The organism is Tardiphaga sp. GW822-FHT04G09 (genome assembly GCF_058800725.1).
On record NZ_JBXAMO010000001.1, the window covers coordinates 1 to 17,007 of the forward strand.

14 protein-coding genes are annotated in these 17,007 nt (G+C 61.6%); 4 read left to right on the plus strand and 10 right to left on the minus strand.

Annotated elements, in window-relative coordinates; all coding sequences use genetic code 11:
• Nucleotides 1-1,214: 1,214 nt before the first annotated feature.
• Complete coding sequence (locus AC1RLZ_RS00005) at nucleotides 1,215-1,394, minus strand: hypothetical protein (protein WP_493186968.1); 180 nt, start codon at nucleotides 1,392-1,394, stop codon at nucleotides 1,215-1,217.
• 305 nt (nucleotides 1,395-1,699) lie between these two features.
• On the opposite strand from AC1RLZ_RS00005, the gene AC1RLZ_RS00010 reads away from it, so the two are divergent.
• On the plus strand, nucleotides 1,700-1,867 hold the full coding sequence (locus tag AC1RLZ_RS00010; protein ID WP_371422822.1) for a hypothetical protein: 168 nt from the start codon (nucleotides 1,700-1,702) through the stop codon (nucleotides 1,865-1,867).
• Between the two features lie 72 nt (nucleotides 1,868-1,939).
• On the opposite strand, the gene AC1RLZ_RS00015 is transcribed toward AC1RLZ_RS00010, so the two are convergent.
• Together AC1RLZ_RS00015 and AC1RLZ_RS00020 are read right to left on the minus strand one after the other, a co-directional pair.
• A complete protein-coding gene (locus AC1RLZ_RS00015) occupies nucleotides 1,940-2,164 on the minus strand; it encodes a hypothetical protein (RefSeq protein WP_493186969.1) in 225 nt (74 codons plus the stop codon).
• Between the two features lie 255 nt (nucleotides 2,165-2,419).
• Nucleotides 2,420-3,223 (minus strand): hypothetical protein, encoded by an 804-nt coding sequence (locus AC1RLZ_RS00020; RefSeq protein WP_493186970.1) that lies wholly within the window; start codon nucleotides 3,221-3,223, stop codon nucleotides 2,420-2,422.
• Between the two features lie 305 nt (nucleotides 3,224-3,528).
• Between AC1RLZ_RS00020 and recA the strand changes: the two genes are divergently transcribed.
• Complete coding sequence (gene recA, locus AC1RLZ_RS00025; RefSeq protein ID WP_092146491.1) at nucleotides 3,529-4,632, plus strand: recombinase RecA; 1,104 nt, start codon at nucleotides 3,529-3,531, stop codon at nucleotides 4,630-4,632.
• A gap of 161 nt (nucleotides 4,633-4,793) precedes the next feature.
• Here recA and AC1RLZ_RS00030 read toward each other — a convergent pair whose 3' ends face one another.
• From AC1RLZ_RS00030 to AC1RLZ_RS00050, 5 genes are all read right to left on the minus strand, one after another.
• A complete protein-coding gene (locus AC1RLZ_RS00030) occupies nucleotides 4,794-5,807 on the minus strand; it encodes an ABC transporter ATP-binding protein (protein ID WP_493186971.1) in 1,014 nt (337 codons plus the stop codon).
• Entirely contained in the window at nucleotides 5,804-6,793 is a 990-nt protein-coding gene (locus AC1RLZ_RS00035) for an ABC transporter ATP-binding protein (protein WP_493187507.1), read from the minus strand. Before AC1RLZ_RS00035 ends, AC1RLZ_RS00030 begins: the two co-directional genes overlap by 4 nt.
• Before the next feature lie 25 nt (nucleotides 6,794-6,818).
• Nucleotides 6,819-7,766, minus strand: coding sequence for an ABC transporter permease (locus AC1RLZ_RS00040; protein ID WP_493186972.1), 948 nt, complete (start codon nucleotides 7,764-7,766; stop codon nucleotides 6,819-6,821).
• A 7-nt stretch (nucleotides 7,767-7,773) separates the two neighbouring features.
• Complete coding sequence (locus AC1RLZ_RS00045) at nucleotides 7,774-8,754, minus strand: ABC transporter permease (protein ID WP_493186973.1); 981 nt, start codon at nucleotides 8,752-8,754, stop codon at nucleotides 7,774-7,776.
• A 181-nt stretch (nucleotides 8,755-8,935) separates the two neighbouring features.
• Nucleotides 8,936-10,543, minus strand: a complete 1,608-nt coding sequence (locus AC1RLZ_RS00050) for an ABC transporter substrate-binding protein (protein WP_493186974.1) — start codon at nucleotides 10,541-10,543, stop codon at nucleotides 8,936-8,938.
• A gap of 253 nt (nucleotides 10,544-10,796) precedes the next feature.
• Between AC1RLZ_RS00050 and AC1RLZ_RS00055 the strand changes: the two genes are divergently transcribed.
• Both AC1RLZ_RS00055 and AC1RLZ_RS00060 read left to right on the plus strand, forming a co-directional pair.
• On the plus strand, nucleotides 10,797-12,050 hold the full coding sequence (locus AC1RLZ_RS00055) for an NAD(P)/FAD-dependent oxidoreductase (RefSeq protein ID WP_493186975.1): 1,254 nt from the start codon (nucleotides 10,797-10,799) through the stop codon (nucleotides 12,048-12,050).
• A gap of 116 nt (nucleotides 12,051-12,166) precedes the next feature.
• Complete coding sequence (locus tag AC1RLZ_RS00060) at nucleotides 12,167-12,421, plus strand: DUF6489 family protein (RefSeq protein WP_371422831.1); 255 nt, start codon at nucleotides 12,167-12,169, stop codon at nucleotides 12,419-12,421.
• Nucleotides 12,422-12,546: 125 nt separating this feature from the next.
• Here the strand turns inward: AC1RLZ_RS00060 and AC1RLZ_RS00065 are convergent, their stop codons facing one another.
• Nucleotides 12,547-13,524 (minus strand): alpha/beta fold hydrolase, encoded by a 978-nt coding sequence (locus AC1RLZ_RS00065; protein ID WP_493186976.1) that lies wholly within the window; start codon nucleotides 13,522-13,524, stop codon nucleotides 12,547-12,549.
• A gap of 166 nt (nucleotides 13,525-13,690) precedes the next feature.
• Nucleotides 13,691-16,921, minus strand: a complete 3,231-nt coding sequence (locus AC1RLZ_RS00070) for a bifunctional cytochrome P450/NADPH--P450 reductase (RefSeq protein ID WP_493186977.1) — start codon at nucleotides 16,919-16,921, stop codon at nucleotides 13,691-13,693.
• Between the last annotated feature and the right edge of the window lie 86 nt (nucleotides 16,922-17,007).

Consider the following 17,007-nt stretch of genomic DNA (forward strand, 5'->3'; position numbering starts at 1 on the left):
ACTCTCCTCGTCCCCGTCAGGGGATCATAATTGGAAAATTCCAGTTCAGACTGGCCTAATTTGGCGGGGGCACGTCAGTCGCCACAAACAGCGCCAACACTAGAAGGTCCATCGCGGCCTCCCGGTTTTCCCTGATACATACCGAATCTGGGGCGGCACAAATAACCCGTCAACAGCCCAATAAATTCAATCTGAGGACTAACAAAGATCGCCCGCCATCCGCTAAGATGGCCGGATGACGAAAACAAAATCATGGCAGTCAAAGCTGCTCGATGAACCGAGGATAGGCTTTGTTGACGAGCACGGTTCGCGCGAGGCCAATGCAGAGCGCGCTAAGCTGGCCGAGGGCCGGCCCAGGTCGACGCCATCCCTTCAAACGATCACGAGGCCTGATCCTCTCGCGAAGATTTTAAACGAACAGCGGGTTGGGTTCGATGCGATCCGTCGGCCTGAGAGATCAAGATCGCCGAAATAAAAGAGGCCGCCCACCAGGGCGGCCTTTGGTTTTTTCCAGAGAGAGGTACGGGGCAACTCGGAAGAATGCACCGACCAAAAACAGCAAGGCCCAAACGGCAGGCATCGACCGGAACGGTGGCGGATCGTCGGCGCAATGCTCGGGCGGCTTTTGTGATAAAAGCATTCGGCCTTATGGGGGGATGTCGGCCAAACGGCGCCTGTCTTCCCCAGCGGTTTGACCTACGGCGCGCACGCGTATGGGCGATCCTGGCAATCGCATTTGCGACATCTTCGGCTGTGGGTGAGTGTCGTCCTGATCAAGCGATCTGAGAGCGGCGAGAATATCGCCGATCCTGACGGTCTCGTTAGAGCCGGGGATCTGTCGTAGCCAAGGCTTCCCTTCGACAGCAAAGGCGTCTGACGCCCAGGCTGCAAGAACACATCGCTTTTGCATGGTGTTTAAGAAGGGAGTCGCGCGAACCTCCCGCGGGTGCATGAAGGTGCCGGCAAGGAGAAAATTTGCGTGGATGTCATTCATCGACACGGCAGATATTGTCATGTGGCGCCTCCTAACTCCTTTCGTTTAAAGGCGTTTCTCGATGTGGATCTCCCATTGTGCCGGTCAAGGGGCGCCGTCAAAATTTTGTTCGTCTTTAAGCCTCAGCGACGGTTCGTTGCATCCACGCTGGGGCCGGCAAGGAGAGGTCCCCCTGCCATTGGCACTGAAACAATCAACGGCAGGGCTCGCACCAGCGAGGCTAGGCGGCCGCTTTGTCGACGGGCTGATTGCAATCGGCGTGACGCTCGGCAATCAGCTTCATTGCCTTATGCTGCCACATCTCTGCTTCAGCTAAATGTTTCCAGCTTTCCTCAGGGAAGAACGAAGCTCGCTGACGGCATAGACTTTCCTTGGCACGGCAGGTCTGAATATCTTCCATTTTATGCCTCCCCATGCGGGCTTACGGAATTGGGACTCAAGCGGCAGGCGGTTCGTTGGTTCCGAGGCGCGCAGCAAAAAAGCCCTCCGGTGAGAGCGGGCTTTTTCATCAAGGAAACGCTCGATTCCTTTTCCGCATGACCGGAGCCGGGCGATGCCGTCTCCGGCGAGGCCTCGCCGTCGAGCCAGTCCTCTAGCCGTCCTCTGCCTGGGCCAAACGCGAGCCATGCCGCTTCCATGCGCCTGAACCGATGCCTGGTCCCGGGAGCGGCGGAACAACCTCAGGCGCCGCGGCATAATATCGGCATGAAACCAACGAAGTCGCTGAGGAAGCAGGCCGAGAAAGCCGAGGCCGCAGCTCGTCGCTCGGAAGACACCGAGCATGCTGAGCGGATGCGGAATCTGGCTGACGCGTTCCGTGCGCAGGCCGATGCGCTGAAGGCCATAAGGAAGAGAGGGAAAGCGAAGAAATAGCGCAGTTCTCTCGTCCATCCCTTGGAGGAGGCCGGCACGATGCCGAGAACGAAAGAGGTCGCTGAAACGGCCTTACTTCTTTGGATTGAAGCGCCCGCCCAGGGTTTTGATACTTCCGGCCGAAGGTTGCTTGTTCGTGAACTCGGCTATGGCCTCCGCCAGCTCAGCGTCTGACATCGGATTGACGGGCTGATGCAACGAGCCGTCCCGAAAGCCACGCTCGATGGCCGCATAGTGTTCAGACTCATCTACAAGAATGAGTTTCCTAATTCTGGCCAGGATTGCAGAGAAGGGCATGGCGCGACTTCGGCAAGTTCTAATTCGTGAGACAGTCTACCTGTCGGGTACGGCGGGCAATATAGCTCCGGAGTTTGGGAAGAACTGAAGCACCTTACGCCTCGTTATCCCGGCCGGGGGATTTTAAGAACAAGTTGTTGCAGAGACTGACTGATGAGGCTGGCATCTAGCTGCGGTGCAGCAACTTGATGCTTCCGTCCCGAATGACTATCGACCACCCGAAATGAAAGAGGCCGCCCACTGAGGCGGCTTTAACTACTCAAATCCAGTCACTCCCTTGGTGCGCAGATTTTGTGTCATTTTGGCTATCCTGTCCCGGGCAACCGTTATCCAATTATAAGTAATCTCACCTTGCCGGTATGCTTCTCCGAACTGAGGTTTCACTAATTCACGCGTGCTCTCTGACGGGTTTTCGGGGAGCTTTTGCAGTGCATCAATTGCGTTTTTCAAGGCCCGACTTACCTCGCCTCTCGCAGCTTCATGTTCCAGCGCAAGTGCAAAACGTAACTGCTCTTTTACGCGACCGTATTTTTCCAAGAGAGCGTCAATTGGTTTCCAAACCTCATCTGGCAACGCCATGTTCATCTGCTGCAGGGCGTTAGCAAATCCCTGAACGCCTCTGTTGGGGATATTCCCTTGCCAGTTTGCTGTAGCTTCAGTGATTTTGTAAGTGGCAGGAAATATATGCTTCTCTATCAGATCGTGGGCATCTGCCAGACCGTCTAAGAGTTCGCGAATGTCGCGTTCTGAATATGTAATTCGTGTTTTTGGTGGCGCATCGACTTTGACGTCTGGCGACGCTGATGCTTGATTCTTAAATGTCGCAAGTTGTTCTTGCAGTGTAGCAATTTGAGGATCCGGCATTTCGGATCGACGCCACTGCCATATCAAGCCGGCGAGCGCGACAGCTAGGCCGGTCGCGATAATATGAGAAGGTTGCACTCCAGCCATAAGCCAATCTCTGTTTGTTGCAAGCCATACCACCAAACAGACGAGTGCGAAGAAGCCCGACAAGTAAAAAATAGAGTCGGCAAGCCATTTGTGTTGGGGCCATTTCATCGGGGCCACCCCAGCGGACGTCTGAACCGCAAAAAGAAATAGTGTGAGAAATAGAGCGGTGTCCAAAGGTAAGCCCATCCATCCAGCGCAGTGAACGACAGGCTAAGACATTTTTGAAAACAGGCCACTGCCATTTTCAAACTAGGCCACTGAGGTCCGAAACGGGCCAGTACCCAAATTCTCAAAAGAACATATTGCGAACATAGAACGAATAGGGTACATTGATTTCACCCCGAACAGCGCTGCCGTCCTTTGGCGCTTGCCGTTTGTCCCTGTCGCGAATCCCTTCATAAGGAGCTAGATCAATGGCTACCACTCCGACTGCCCTGCGTATCGTTGAAGGATCCTCCATGGACAAGACCAAGGCCCTGTCGGCCGCGCTCTCCCAGATCGAGCGCCAGTTCGGCAAGGGCTCGGTGATGAAGCTCGGCAAGAATGATCGCTCGATGGATATCGAGGTGATCTCGTCGGGCTCGCTCGGCCTCGATATCGCGCTCGGCGTCGGTGGCCTGCCCAAGGGCCGCGTGATCGAAATCTACGGGCCGGAATCCTCGGGCAAGACGACTTTGGCGCTGCATTGCGTGGCCGAAGCCCAGAAGAAGGGCGGCATCTGCGCCTTTATTGACGCCGAACACGCGCTCGATCCGGTCTATGCCCGCAAGCTGGGCGTCAATGTTGATGAACTCCTGATCTCGCAGCCGGACCACGGCGAACAGGCGCTGGAAATCGCCGACACCCTGGTGCGCTCCGGCGCGGTGGATGTGCTGATCGTCGACTCCGTGGCCGCGCTGGTGCCGCGCGCCGAACTCGAAGGCGAAATGGGCGATGCGCTGCCCGGCCTGCAGGCCCGTCTGATGAGCCAGGCGCTGCGCAAGCTGACCGCCTCGATCAACAAATCCAATACGATGGTGATCTTCATCAACCAGATCCGCATGAAGATCGGTGTGATGTACGGCTCGCCGGAAACCACCACCGGCGGCAATGCGCTGAAATTCTACGCCTCGGTGCGTCTCGACATCCGCCGCATCGGTGCGATCAAGGAACGCGACGAAGTGGTTGGCAACTCCACCCGCGTCAAGGTCGTCAAGAACAAGCTGGCGCCGCCCTTCAAGCAGGTCGAATTCGACATCATGTATGGCGAAGGCGTCTCCAAGATGGGCGAAATCCTCGATCTCGGCGTGAAAGCGGGAATCGTCGAGAAGTCAGGCGCCTGGTTCTCCTATGACAGCCAGCGTCTCGGCCAGGGTCGCGAGAATTCCAAGGCCTTCCTGAAGGCCAATCCGGACATGACCGCCAAGATCGAAGCCTCGATCCGGCAGAATTCCGGCCTGATCGCCGAGCAGATTCTCGCCGGTCCCGTCGAGCGCGACGAAGACGGCGGCGACGGCGAGGAGCCGGCAGAAGATTAATCGGATCGGGTTCGGTGGATCTTGCCGGACCGATCTTGCAGCCGACATTTTCGGCTGAATGATTTCGCGGTGGGTGCTGTGGGGGTCTGTTGCCGATACCCTGCGGTGCCTGCCGCGTTGTCGTTTGCAGGCGCTCTGATTTTAGTGCGCTCAGGTCCCAGCTATCGCCGCGTGGCGGGAGCAGCCTCGCTTGGCGGCGCGATCAGTTTATTGACTGCATGACAGGCGACGCCGTCGACCAGATCCGGCACGACCTTCCGGCAGAGATCGAACACTTCAGGGCAGCGCGGATGAAACGTGCAGCCGGAGGGCGGATCGATCGGATTGGGAATCTCGCCGGAGATCGCAATGCGCGCACGGCCTGACATTGCAAGGTCAGGCACTGCGCCCAGCAGCATGCGCGTATAGGGCATCCGCGGTGCGCGGAAGAGTTCGCGCCCTTCCGCAATCTCCACGATCCGGCCGAGATACATGACCCCAATCCTATCCGCCATGTGCCTGACCACGGCAAGGTTGTGGCTGATGAACAGATAGGTCAGACCGAATTTGTCCTGCAGCTCGCGCATCAGGTTGAGAATCTGCGCCTGCACCGACACATCCAGCGCCGAGGTCGGCTCGTCGCAGACGATGAACTCGGCCTCCGAGGCGAGCGCGCGGGCAATGGCAATACGCTGGCGTTGGCCCCCGGAGAACTGATGCGGATATTTCTGCCCGTCGTCGGGATGCAACCCTACCAGCGTCAGTAGTTCGCCGACGCGGGCGCGAATGTCGCGCTCGCCCTGAATGAGATCGAAGGCGCGGATCGGCTCGGCAATGATGGCATCGACCCGCAGCCGCGGATTGAGGCTGGCATAGGGATCCTGGAAGATCATCTGGATCCGCTTGCGCAGCAGTTTGCGCGCGCTGGCCTGCCCGGGATCGCTCATCGAGACGCCGTCGATGATAACCTCGCCCGAGGTCGGCGGCAGCAGCCCGACCACCATGCGCGCCACCGTGCTCTTGCCGGAGCCGGATTCGCCGACCAGCGCAAAGGTCTCGCCGCGCCTGATCTCGAACGACACGCCGTCGACCGCTTTGAGAAACTCCATCGGGCTGCGCTCGATGAGGCGGTTGAGCCAGGGCTTCGAGACGTCGAATGCGCGTTTGAGATTGCGTGCCTGCACCAGCGCCGTCATGCCGCGCTCTCCGCATGGGCATGATCGTAGAGATGACAGGCCACCTGCTGCGTGCCCACAGAGATCAGCTCCGGCCGCTCCACCCGACAGCGATCGAACGCAAAACTGCAGCGCGGATTGAAGGCGCAGCCTGGTGGAATGGCCGAGAGGCGCGGCATGCTTCCCGGAATCTGCACCAGCCGCTGCGACGCATCGCCCGTCAGCGTCGGGATCGCACCCATCAGCCCCTTGGCATAGGGATGCAGCGGGTTCTGTACGACATCGCGCACCGGTCCGATCTCGGCGATGCGCCCGGAATACATCACGGCGACGCGGTCGGACGTCTCGGCGATCACGCCCATGTCGTGGGTCACCAGCATCACCGCCGTGCCGTGGTCGCGGCCGAGCCGCTTGATCAGCGCGATGATCTGCGCCTGCACGGAGACATCGAGCGCGGTGGTCGGCTCGTCTGCGATAATCAGTTCGGGCTCGGCCGCAATCGCCAGCGCGATCACCACGCGCTGCCGCATGCCACCCGAGAACTCATGCGGATAGGCATCGACGCGCTTCTCCGGCGCGGGAATGCCGACTTCTGCCAGCAGGTCCACTGCGCGCCGGCGCGCCTGCGTCTCCGACAGATTGAGATGGGTGCGGATGGTCTCCACCAGCTGGTCGCCGATCCGATACAACGGATTGAGGCTGGTTAGCGGATCCTGAAAGATCATGGCGATGCGCTTGCCGCGAATCCGGCGCATCTGCTCCGCCGGCAGATTGTCGATGCGCAGTCCGGACAGCAGGATCTCGCCACCCGAGATGCGCCCGGGCGGATCTATCAGTCCGATGGCTGCGAGTCCCGTCACCGATTTGCCGGCGCCGGATTCGCCGACCACGCCCAGCACCTCGCCCCTGGCGATATCGAACGACACGCCATCGATGGCGCGCAGCACGCCGCGCCGTCCGGCGAATTCGACGCGCAGGTTGCGTACGGAGAGGACGGGCACGCTCATATCGGGCACTGTCGGATGCGACATATCATTGCAGCTTCGGGTTCAGCGCGTCGCGCAGCCAGTCGCCGAGCAGGTTGATCGACAGGATCAGCGAGGCCAGCGCGAGACCGGGGAAGGCGATCACCCACCATTCGCCGGAGAACAGATAGTTGTTGCCGATGCGGATCAGCGTGCCCAATGACGGCATGGTGTCGGGCATGCCGGAGCCGAGAAACGACAGCGTCGCCTCGGTGATGATGGCGAGCGCCAGATTGATCGTGGCGATCACCAAGATCGGGCCCATGGTGTTGGGCAGCACATGGCGGATCATGATCACCCGCGCGGGCAGGCCGATCAGCTGCGCCGCCGCAACGTAGTCCTTGTTCTTCTCCACCATCACCGAGCCGCGCACGGTGCGGGCATATTGCACCCAGAAGCTCAGCCCGATGGCGACCACCAGCACGATCAGCGTGGTCGATGCATCCAGGTGATTGCCCAGCGCGGACTTCACCACGCCGTCGATCAAGAGCGCGATGAGGATCGCCGGAAAAGTGAGCTGCACATCGGCGATGCGCATGATCAGGCTGTCCACCGCGCCGCCGACATAGCCGGCGATGAGGCCGAGCCCGATGCCGAGTACCGCCGCAAAACTGACGCCGAGTACGCCGACAACCAGCGAGATCCGCATGCCGTAGAGGATTGCGGAATAGATATCGCGCCCCTGTTCGTCGGTGCCGAGCAGGAACGGCCTCTGCCCCTCCGCCGTCCAGAGCGGCGCGATGCGGGAGTTGATCAGTTCGAGCTGGGCCGGATCGAACGGATTCTGCACTACGAGGACGGGTGCGAACAACGCCATCATCAACAGCACGAACACGATCGCTGCGGCAACCATCGTGAGTTTGGAGCGGCGGAACGAATAGAAGATGTCGCTGTCGGCGATGGCCGCGAGCCAGCGGAGCGGGAAGGCGCGGGGTGAGGTTGTGATGTCTGTCATGACGCCCTCATGCCGGCCGGTTGATAGTGGCACGCAGACGCGGATCGACCACGGTATAGAGGATGTCGACGATCAGGTTGATGGTGACGAAGATCAGCGACACCACCAGCAGATAGGCCGCCATGATCGGGATATCGACATTCTGCACCGCCTGCACGAACAGCAGCCCCATGCCTGGCCACTGGAACACGGTCTCGGTGATGATGGCGAAGGCGATGACCGAGCCGAATTGCAGGCCGGCGACGGTGATCACAGGCACCAGCGTGTTCTTCAGCGCATGGCCGAAATGGATCGCGCGGGTGGTCAGGCCGCGGGCGCGCGCGAAGCGGATATAGTCGGTGCGCAGCACTTCCAGCATCTCGGCGCGGACGAGGCGCATGATCAGCGTCATCTGGAACAGCCCGAGCGTGATCGACGGCATGATCAGCGCCTTCAGGCCGGAGATCGTCAGCAGGCCGGTGGTCCACCAGCCGAACTTGACGACATCGCCGCGCCCGAAGGATGGCAGCCATCCCAAAGTGACCGCGAACAGATAGATCAGGAGAATGCCAATGAGGAAGGTCGGCAGCGAGATGCCGATCAGCGACACCGCCTGCAGGACCTTGGCGAAAAACGAATCCTTCCGCAGCGCCGAATAGATCCCCATCAGGATGCCGAACACCAGGGCGATTACGGTGGCGCAGGTCGCGAGCTCCAGCGTTGCCGGCATGCGCTCCTTCAGCAGCGCCGACACCGGCTGGCGAAACTGGTAGGAGACCCCGAACTTGAACTGGACGGCGTTGATGAAGTAGCGCGCGAATTGCACCGGGACGGGATCGTCGAGGCCGAGCGACGCGCGCACCTCGGCGCGCTGCGCTGGCGTGGTGTCCATCGCCACCATCTGGTTTACCGGATCGCCGGCGAAGCGGAACATGGTGAAGGCGATGATGCCGACGGCAATCATCACACCAATGGACTGCAATGCGCGGCGCAGGATGAAAGCGAGCATGGGCTATTTCGCTTTCTGTTATTGAAACATCTGGGACCTCATGGGGAGGAGGCGCTTCTTCAGCGCCGTCTCGAACCATGAGATGATGCAGGCCACCATCCTTCGAGACGCGGCGAAGGCGCCGCTCCTCAGGATGAGGACTGAGATCGGGGCGACCTGGCCTTCCACGCGGATGCCAGACCTATTCCGACTTCACCGCCCAGTATGGCAGCACCTGATTGTCCGGGCGCTGCACGATCTTCACCTTCTTGGCGACGCCCCAGGCCAGCGCCTGCTGATGCAGCGGGATATAGGCCCAGTCCTTGGCGGCGATCTCATAGGCCTGTTTGATGAGCTGGTCGCGCTTCGCGGTATCAGTCTCCTGCAGCACCTGATCGGTGAGGGCGTCGAACTGCTTGTTGCAATAGCCACCGAGATTGGTGGCGCCGCGCGGGCTGTTCGGATCGTCGCGGCAGCCCATGATGTCGAACATCACATTGTGCGAATCCTGCGTGCCGGGTGTCCAGCCGAGCAGATAGAACGAGGTGTTGAAGCCGCCGGTCTTGAAGACCTTGGCAAAATACAGCGCCTTCGGCTGCGCGTTCAGCGTGACCTTGACGCCGATGCGCGCGAGCATGCCGACCACCGCCTGACAGATCGCGGCGTCATTGACGTAGCGATCATTCGGGCAATCCATGCCGACTTCGAAGCCGTCCGGATAGCCGGCCTCTGCCATCAACTTCTTGGCGCCGTCGGCGTCGTATTTCGGCCGCATGAAGTCACCGGAGAGCTTGAACAGCGGCGGTGCGATCATCAGCGCCGACGGCGTCGACAGGCCGCGCATGACCCGTGTCTTGATCAGTTCGATGTCGATGGCCTTGTAGAAGGCCTCGCGGACGCGGATGTCCTTGAACGGGTTCTTGCCCTTGATGTTCGAGAACAGCAGCTCGTCGCGGATCTGGTCCATGCCGAGGAAGATGGTGCGCAGCTCCGGCCCGGCCATGACGGCGGCGTTGGCTGATCCATTGACGCGCGCGATGTCCTGCACCGGCACCGGCTCGATAATATCGACCTCGCCGGACAGCAGCGCCGCGACGCGGGTGGCATCGGACGCGATCGGCGTGAAGATGATCTCCTTGAGATTATGCTCGGGCTTGCCCCACCAGTTCGGGTTGACCTTGAAGACTGTCTTTACGCCCGGCTGGTGGCTCTCGATGGTGAAGGGGCCCGTGCCGTTCGCATTCAGCGATGCGAAGCTCGGCGAGGTCGCCGCGGCCGGCGTGGGCGCGAGGGCATTGTTCGCCTCCGCCCATTTCTTGTCCATGATGTACCAGACGTCCCATTGTGACGTCAGGATCGGGTTCGGCTTGGTCAGCACGAAATCGACGGTGTAGTCGTCGATCTTGAGTACTTTGGCATCGGCCGGAATGACCGTCGTGAAGTCGGAGCCCTTGGCGCGCACGCGGTCAGCGGAGAACACGACGTCATCGGCGGTGAAGGGGTCGCCATTGTGGAATTTGACACCCTTGCGCAGGTGGAAGCGCCAGCGCGTCGGCTCCGGTGTTTCCCAGCTTTCGGCAAGCGCAGGGATGATCTGCAGATCCTTGCCGCGCCCGACCAGGCCTTCATAGACCTGGCCGTGATGGGCGATGGTCGTGGTCTCGCGCAGCGTATAGGGATCGAGCGATTTCAGATCGCCCTGATTGGCATAGCGCAGCGTTTGCGCGGAGGCGGGCAGTGTGGAGGCAGGGAGTGCAGCGAGGGCAATCAGCGATGCAGCGGCGGCAATCAAGGTCTGGCGGATCGACATACTGAGCTTCTCCATTGCATGACCGCGATTGCATCACCACGCGGCCGCCCGACAGTTGAGCGACCGTCACATTGTTGGCAGAGATTGCACGTCGTGCAAGCGGCATTTGTCAGCTATGCGCTGCACAATGAGGCGGCTGGCGCGATCCTTGCTAGGATTGGGCATAGGCAATTCCACGCATTGCGCGCGTGCATCATTCGGTCACGACAAAGCGCTAACAGGACCGCCAGAACGGCAAGTTTTCGGAGCAGGAATGGCGGAACTCAAGGCTGATGTGCTTGTGCTCGGCGCAGGCATGGTCGGTGTGTCGGCAGCGCTGCATCTGCAGGCGCGCGGTCGCAATGTGGTGTTGGTCGATCGGCATGAGAAGGCCGGCGAGGAGACCAGCTATGGCAATGCCGGTCTGATCCAGTGCTGCTCGGTTTTTCTCCACATGCTGCCGCGCGATCTCGGCAAGCTCTTCAGATTTGCGCTGAACCGCGCGCCGGAGGTGCATTATCATCTCAATGCACTGCCCGGCATGCTGCCGTGGATCACCAGATATTTCCTGAACTCGTCGCCGGAGGGATCGCTCCGCAGCGCCATGGCGGCGCTGCCGCTGATCCAGCGCAGTCTGACCGAACATGAGGCGCTGATCGCCGAGGCCGGCGTGCCCGAACTGCTGCGCCGGATGGGATGGATCAACCTGTTCCGCTCCGAGGCGACCCTTGCGAAAGGTATTGCAGATCTCGAACGCCATGGCGCCTATGGCGTTCCGGGCGATATTCTGGATGCCGCCGCCATCGCCGGGCGGGAGCCGAACCTGTCCACGGATTTTGCCGGCGGCGTCCACTGGACCTCGCCGGGCTTCGTTCCCGATCCCGGCGGTCTCGCCAAGGCCTATGCCTCGCTGTTCATCCGCAAGGGCGGACGCTTCATCGCGGCCGACGCGCGAACGCTGGAGCAGGGCGACCGCAACTGGCGCGTCGCCGGGCCGAACGGGGCGCTGGTTGCGCGGGATGTCGTGCTCGCAATGGGGCCATGGTCGGATCACGTGTTTCGGCCGCTCGGCTATAACATCCCGCTCAAGAGCAAGCGGGGCTACCACATTCATCTCAAGCCGTCAGGTAACGCGGTGCTGCGTCATCCCGTGCTTGATGCCGATCGCGGCTATCTGCTGGCGCCGATGAATCGCGGTATCCGCCTGACGACGGGGGCCGAGTTCGCGCTCCGCGATGCACCGCCGACCCCGGTGCAGATCGAGCGGACGCTCCGGGTGGCGCGCCAGACCTTCCCGCTTGGCGATCCCGTCGAGGCCACACCCTGGATGGGCGCGCGTCCCTGTCTGCCGGACATGCTGCCGGTGATCGGTCACGCACCACGCCACAAGGGCCTGTGGTTCGACTTCGGCCACCAGCATCACGGCTTCACGCTGGGGCCCGTGACCGGGCGTCTGATCGCGGACATGGTGACGGGCGTCACGCCGTTCACCGATCCCAAAGCTTTTGCGGTCGAACGCTTCGGCTGACATCTCGCAACTGCAATGTGGATGTCACATCGCTTGCATCGGGCAGGCGTCAGCGGCGATACTGCCGCTGCGTCGCCATCTTCGCGAGAGCGGCGGCTTTGCCTGGGGAGTTGAGAATGAAAGTGATCGTCACCGTGGACTGCACGCCGCTCGAGGCGCGCGAATTCCTGGGGCTGCCTGATGTGCAGCCGATGCAGTCGGCGATGATGGATCAGATGCAGAAGAAGATGATGGAGAACATCGACAAGTTCTCGCCGGAGTCGATCATGCAGAGCTGGTTCTCATTCGACCCGAAGATGGGCGAGCGCTTTCAGGAGATGTTCGCCAACATGGCCGGTCTCGGCGCTGCGCGTCCGAAGGACAAGAAGTAAGCGGAAATGTCCTAGGATGGGTGGAGCGAAGCGAAACCCATCATCTTCTACCGCGACCATGATGGGTTTCACTCCGGCGCGATGCGCCTTCGCTCTACCCGTCCTATGGACTGCGATTTGCGATACTAGCCCGCGCGGCGCGCGCCGGCCTGCAGCGGCTGCTGCAGCTTCGCGCCATGCGCATGCCGCGAGATGGCGTCGATCACCATGGACCACATCGAGATCGGCAGGGCGTGGCCCATCCGGTCGACCATCATCAGCTTGGCGCCGGGAATCGACGCGGCCGTATCGCGGCCGGCGGCCGGATGCACCAGAGGATCGATCTTGCCGTGGATCACCAGCGTCGGCGCGGTGACCGTGGCGAGACGCTCCTTGCGGCTGCCCGACGCGAGGATGGCGCGGAGCTGCCGGCCGACGCCCTCGGGATTGAGGCCGCGGGCATAGGTCCGCTCAGCGCGGTCAAGATCGCGTGCCTCGTCGTCGGGGAAACTGCCGACGCGCAGGAACAACCATGTCTGCTTGAAACGTTCGAGGAACGCCTCGTAGCCTACGGGCTGCGGCTTCAGCAGCAACAGCGACACCGCGCGGCTCGGCTGCGGCAGGCGCGGATTGCCCGTGGTCGACATGATCGAGGTCAGCGAGCGCAGGCGCTCCGGATAGGTGATCGCCATTTCCTGCGCGATCATGCCGCCCATGGAGGCGCCGACCACATGCGCGGAGCGGATACGCAGCACGTCGAGCAGGGCCACCACGTCGGTCGCCATGTCGCTGAGCTTGTAGGGGGCGGAGACAGGCGTACCGAGAAAACGCAGCTTGGCCAGTTCGAACAGGGTGAACGGCTTGCCGCCGGCCATCTTGGAGGACAGGCCGATATCGCGGTTGTCGAAGCGGATCACGCGAAAGCCATTGCTGGCCAGTTCGCGGCAGAAGTCGTCGTCCCAGTGGATCATCTGGGCGCCGAGGCCCATGATCATCACCATCGGTTCCGCGTCCGAATAGCCAAAGATGTCGTAACAGATTTCGATCCCGTTCGCGCGCGCCAGCTGTGGCGGCTCGTACGGCACATCAATCGGTTCGGGGGATCGGGCGGAACGTGGGCTCATGTCAAACATATGACATGGAAAGTCCCTGCGAAAAAGTGACAAGCGCGTCATGCGCCAAACAAATCGTCGCAGCGATTAATGAGAGATTGCGCGCACGGCAATTATGACAGTGCGCGCGGTCTTTTATGACAGCGATTGTGACAATGGAACTGGTATCAGCCTCTCGCTAGCTCCCGGCCCAGACGTCGAGCACGTAGCGATTGCGCGTGCCGAGGTCGTCGATCCAGGTCAGCGCCGCCGCTTCGTCGCCGCCGCTGCGCTCGCGCTGGATCGCCATCAGGGACGCCTTCACATCCGGCTCCATCTTGCCGCCATCGCCGCAGACATAAGTAATGGCGCCCTGCTGGATCAGATCCCAGACGCGGTCCTTCTGCTGGGTGATGAGGTGCTGCACATAGGTCTTCGGCCCATCGCCGCGCGAGAAGGCGATGTGTAGTTCACAGATACCATCGGCAGCGAAGCCCTTGAGCTCCTCGGCATAGAGAAAGTCCTGATCGGGATGGCGGCAGCCGAAGAACAAGAGTGCCGGGCCGAGCCTGGCACCTTGCGCCTTGAGCGCCGCGCGCTCCTGCAGGAAGCCGCGGAACGGCGCGAGGCCCGTCCCCGGTCCGATCATGATCAGCGGCACGAGGGGATCGCCGGGCAGGCGGAAGCCGGCCTTGGTCTCGCGCACAATGGCATGCACGGTATCGCCGGCACGCCGACCGCTGAGATAGTTCGAGCAGACGCCCTTATAGATGCCGCGGCCCGAATGCGCCGGGCCATGAACGACGGCCGTGGTGACGCTGCAGCGTGACGTCTCGCCCTGCGGCGACGACGAGATCGAGTAATAGCGCGGCGCCAGCAGTGACAGCATTTCCAGATAAGTGTGGAACGGCAATTCGCAGGCCGGATGTTCTTCGAGCAGGTCGAACACCGATTTACGCTTGGCGAGGACGTCACTGCGATAGCGCTCGCTTGCGGCGGGATCGTCGCCGACATAACCGAGCAGTTTCGGCCTTGTCATCGGGCAGCGCGTGTTCTCCGCCATGATCTGGATTTGCTTGCGGGTCGCGACCTGCTGCAACTCCACGAATTCCGTGAGCAGGCGGCCGACCGAGACGACGTCGCCGACCGGCAGTTGCGCGCGACGACCTTCCGCGACCTGCAGCCGGATCTGGTCGTCCGGCAGGAAGCCGAAACGGCGCGCGACTGCATCGACAAGCGCGGGATCGTTGCGCGGCACCACGCTGAGATGATCGCCGACGCGGTAACTGGTCCCGGCAGGAAGTTCGATCTCGATATGCCGCGTCGAGCGATCGGACGCGCCGTTCTGCAGCTCGCGATTGCCCAGCACCTTCATCGGCACCACGCCGCCCAGCGCAACGACGGTATTCACCGCGCTCGGTGCAACAGGTTCGATCCGATAAAGCGGTGCATCGTCGGCGCTGCGCTCGAATCCAGTGTCGAGCCCGAACTCCTTCACCGCAAGTGGTCGTAATTTGGCGAACCAGTCCTCGAACTGGCCGTCGAGGTCGTCGCGCGCATCGCCTTCGCCGCGGACATAGGCGTTGGTCGCGCCGTGTTCGCGGAGCTTGTCGTCAATGTATCGTGGGATCGACTGATAGGTCGCCAGCCAGTCGCTGTTGCCGCAGCCGAACACGGCATAGCGCACCTTGGCGAAGGCGTCCTTCGGCAGGTCGGTGCCGAGCCAGTTGACGAATTGCGTGGCATTGTCCGGTGCTGCGCCGTTGTAGGAAGCGCAGAAAATGAGAACGCCGCCTTCGGTCGGCAGTTTGCCAACGAAGTCGTCGAGCGGCGCGAGTTTGGTGGCGAAGCCGTTGACCTCGGCGAGATCGGCAACACGCGTCGCCAGTTCCTCGGCGGTGCCCAGGTTGGAGCCGTAGAGCACCAGCAGTGGCGTGTTGTGACTCGGCCGCGCGCGGCCGGTGACGACAGGCGCGAGCGGCGCGGCCGCGGTGGCTGCGTTCGCGCGTCCAGCATAGGCGCCGCGCTCGTGATCGTGGCGTGGGCGCACCTTGATCTTGAAACCATCGGGCTTGATGGTCAGTGTTTCCTTGAGCACCATCTGGTAGCGCTTGTGATCCATCATCTTGAAACGCTGCAGGATCATGCCGAGCGCCAGCGCAGCTTCGTGCATGGCGAAGCCGCGGCCGATACAGGCGCGCTGGCCGTTGCCGAACGGTTTCCACGCGTTGATAGGTCGTGCGGCTTCGGCCTCCTTCGAGAAATTTTCGGGGTCGAAGGCGTCGGGATTGGGTCCCCAGACCGAGGGATCGCGATGCAGCGCCAATACCAGGATGGTGACGAAGGTGCCCTTGCGGAGCTTGTACTTGCCGCCGCCGATGGTTTCGTCCTGCACCGGTGCGATGCCATAGGCCGGTGCCGGTGGCCACAGCCGCAGCGACTCCTTCAGGATCTGCGTGATGTAATGAAGCTGCGTGACCTGCTGATAGGTCGGCTTGGCATTCACATCGGGTCCGAAGACGCGGTCGACTTCCTCATAGGCCTTCTTCAGCACCTCCGGATGTTTCAGCATCGCATAGATCGCGCATGACAGCAGACCCGATGTGGTCTCGTGGCCGGCGATCAGGAAGGTGTTGATCTGGTAGCGGATGTTGACGTCGTCGAGCTGTTCGCCGGTGGCGCGGTCGACGCCGGTCATCATGGCGCCGAGCATGTCCTTCTTGGCCTCGGTCGCCTCGGCATTCTTGCGGCGCTCGGCGATGATCTCGTCGACCATGGAATTCATGAAGGCGACGTCGCCGGCGAGATCGCGGCGGCGCTTCTGCATCCACAGACTCTCCAGCGGCAGGCCGCGGGTCATCATGATGGTCTCGAGCGAACGCACCAGCGATTCCACGAAGGGGTGGTAGTCGCTCCGGTAGAACGAATTGAAGCGATAGTCGAAACCGCACAGGCCGATCGTGTCCAGCGTCAGCGCCGTCATGTCATGGACGACGTCGATCTCCTCATCGGTGTTGAGGCGTTCCCATTTCTTTACCAGCTGCTCGGCGATATCCACCATGCTCGGGTGATAGGACTGCATCGCGCGGTTGCCGAACGGCTGCAGCAGGATGTTGTGCGCCTTGGCCCAGTTCGGCTCTTTGGTGTCCGCCGTGAACAGCCCGTCGCCGCCGACGGCGCGGACCCGGCGCAGCGCGCCGCGCACCGCCTTGTCGAAGCGCTTCTCGTCGCTGAGCTCGTCCACAAGATCGTGGCCGCCGACGATGACGATGGGCGAGCCCATCATGTCCAGCCAGAAGATCGGCCCGAGCTCCTTGGCTAGCCGTGCCAGATCCTGCACCGGCGCATTGGCATCCAGCGACAGCATGTTGCCCACCACCGGCTTCTTCGGCGGATGCGGGATCGGAGCGAGTTTGTTGGTGGAGGACATGTCGCGACGTTTCCTGCTGCGTCTTTGCGTAGGATGGGTAGAGCACTTGCGAAACCCATCGCGGCAATGTTTTGTTTGATGGGTTT

Bases quoted from the DNA above. Each gene is read 5' to 3' on its own strand.
- AC1RLZ_RS00005 (WP_493186968.1), bottom strand. From the start codon at position 1,394: ATGGAAGATATTCAGACCTGCCGTGCCAAGGAAAGTCTATGCCGTCAG.
- AC1RLZ_RS00010 (WP_371422822.1), top strand. From the start codon at position 1,700: ATGAAACCAACGAAGTCGCTGAGGAAGCAGGCCGAGAAAGCCGAGGCC.
- AC1RLZ_RS00015 (WP_493186969.1), bottom strand. From the start codon at position 2,164: ATGCCCTTCTCTGCAATCCTGGCCAGAATTAGGAAACTCATTCTTGTA.
- AC1RLZ_RS00020 (WP_493186970.1), bottom strand. From the start codon at position 3,223: ATGAAATGGCCCCAACACAAATGGCTTGCCGACTCTATTTTTTACTTG.
- recA (WP_092146491.1), top strand. From the start codon at position 3,529: ATGGCTACCACTCCGACTGCCCTGCGTATCGTTGAAGGATCCTCCATG.
- AC1RLZ_RS00030 (WP_493186971.1), bottom strand. From the start codon at position 5,807: ATGACGGCGCTGGTGCAGGCACGCAATCTCAAACGCGCATTCGACGTC.
- AC1RLZ_RS00035 (WP_493187507.1), bottom strand. From the start codon at position 6,793: ATGAGCGTGCCCGTCCTCTCCGTACGCAACCTGCGCGTCGAATTCGCC.
- AC1RLZ_RS00040 (WP_493186972.1), bottom strand. From the start codon at position 7,766: ATGACAGACATCACAACCTCACCCCGCGCCTTCCCGCTCCGCTGGCTC.
- AC1RLZ_RS00045 (WP_493186973.1), bottom strand. From the start codon at position 8,754: ATGCTCGCTTTCATCCTGCGCCGCGCATTGCAGTCCATTGGTGTGATG.
- AC1RLZ_RS00050 (WP_493186974.1), bottom strand. From the start codon at position 10,543: ATGTCGATCCGCCAGACCTTGATTGCCGCCGCTGCATCGCTGATTGCC.
- AC1RLZ_RS00055 (WP_493186975.1), top strand. From the start codon at position 10,797: ATGGCGGAACTCAAGGCTGATGTGCTTGTGCTCGGCGCAGGCATGGTC.
- AC1RLZ_RS00060 (WP_371422831.1), top strand. From the start codon at position 12,167: ATGAAAGTGATCGTCACCGTGGACTGCACGCCGCTCGAGGCGCGCGAA.
- AC1RLZ_RS00065 (WP_493186976.1), bottom strand. From the start codon at position 13,524: ATGAGCCCACGTTCCGCCCGATCCCCCGAACCGATTGATGTGCCGTAC.
- AC1RLZ_RS00070 (WP_493186977.1), bottom strand. From the start codon at position 16,921: ATGTCCTCCACCAACAAACTCGCTCCGATCCCGCATCCGCCGAAGAAG.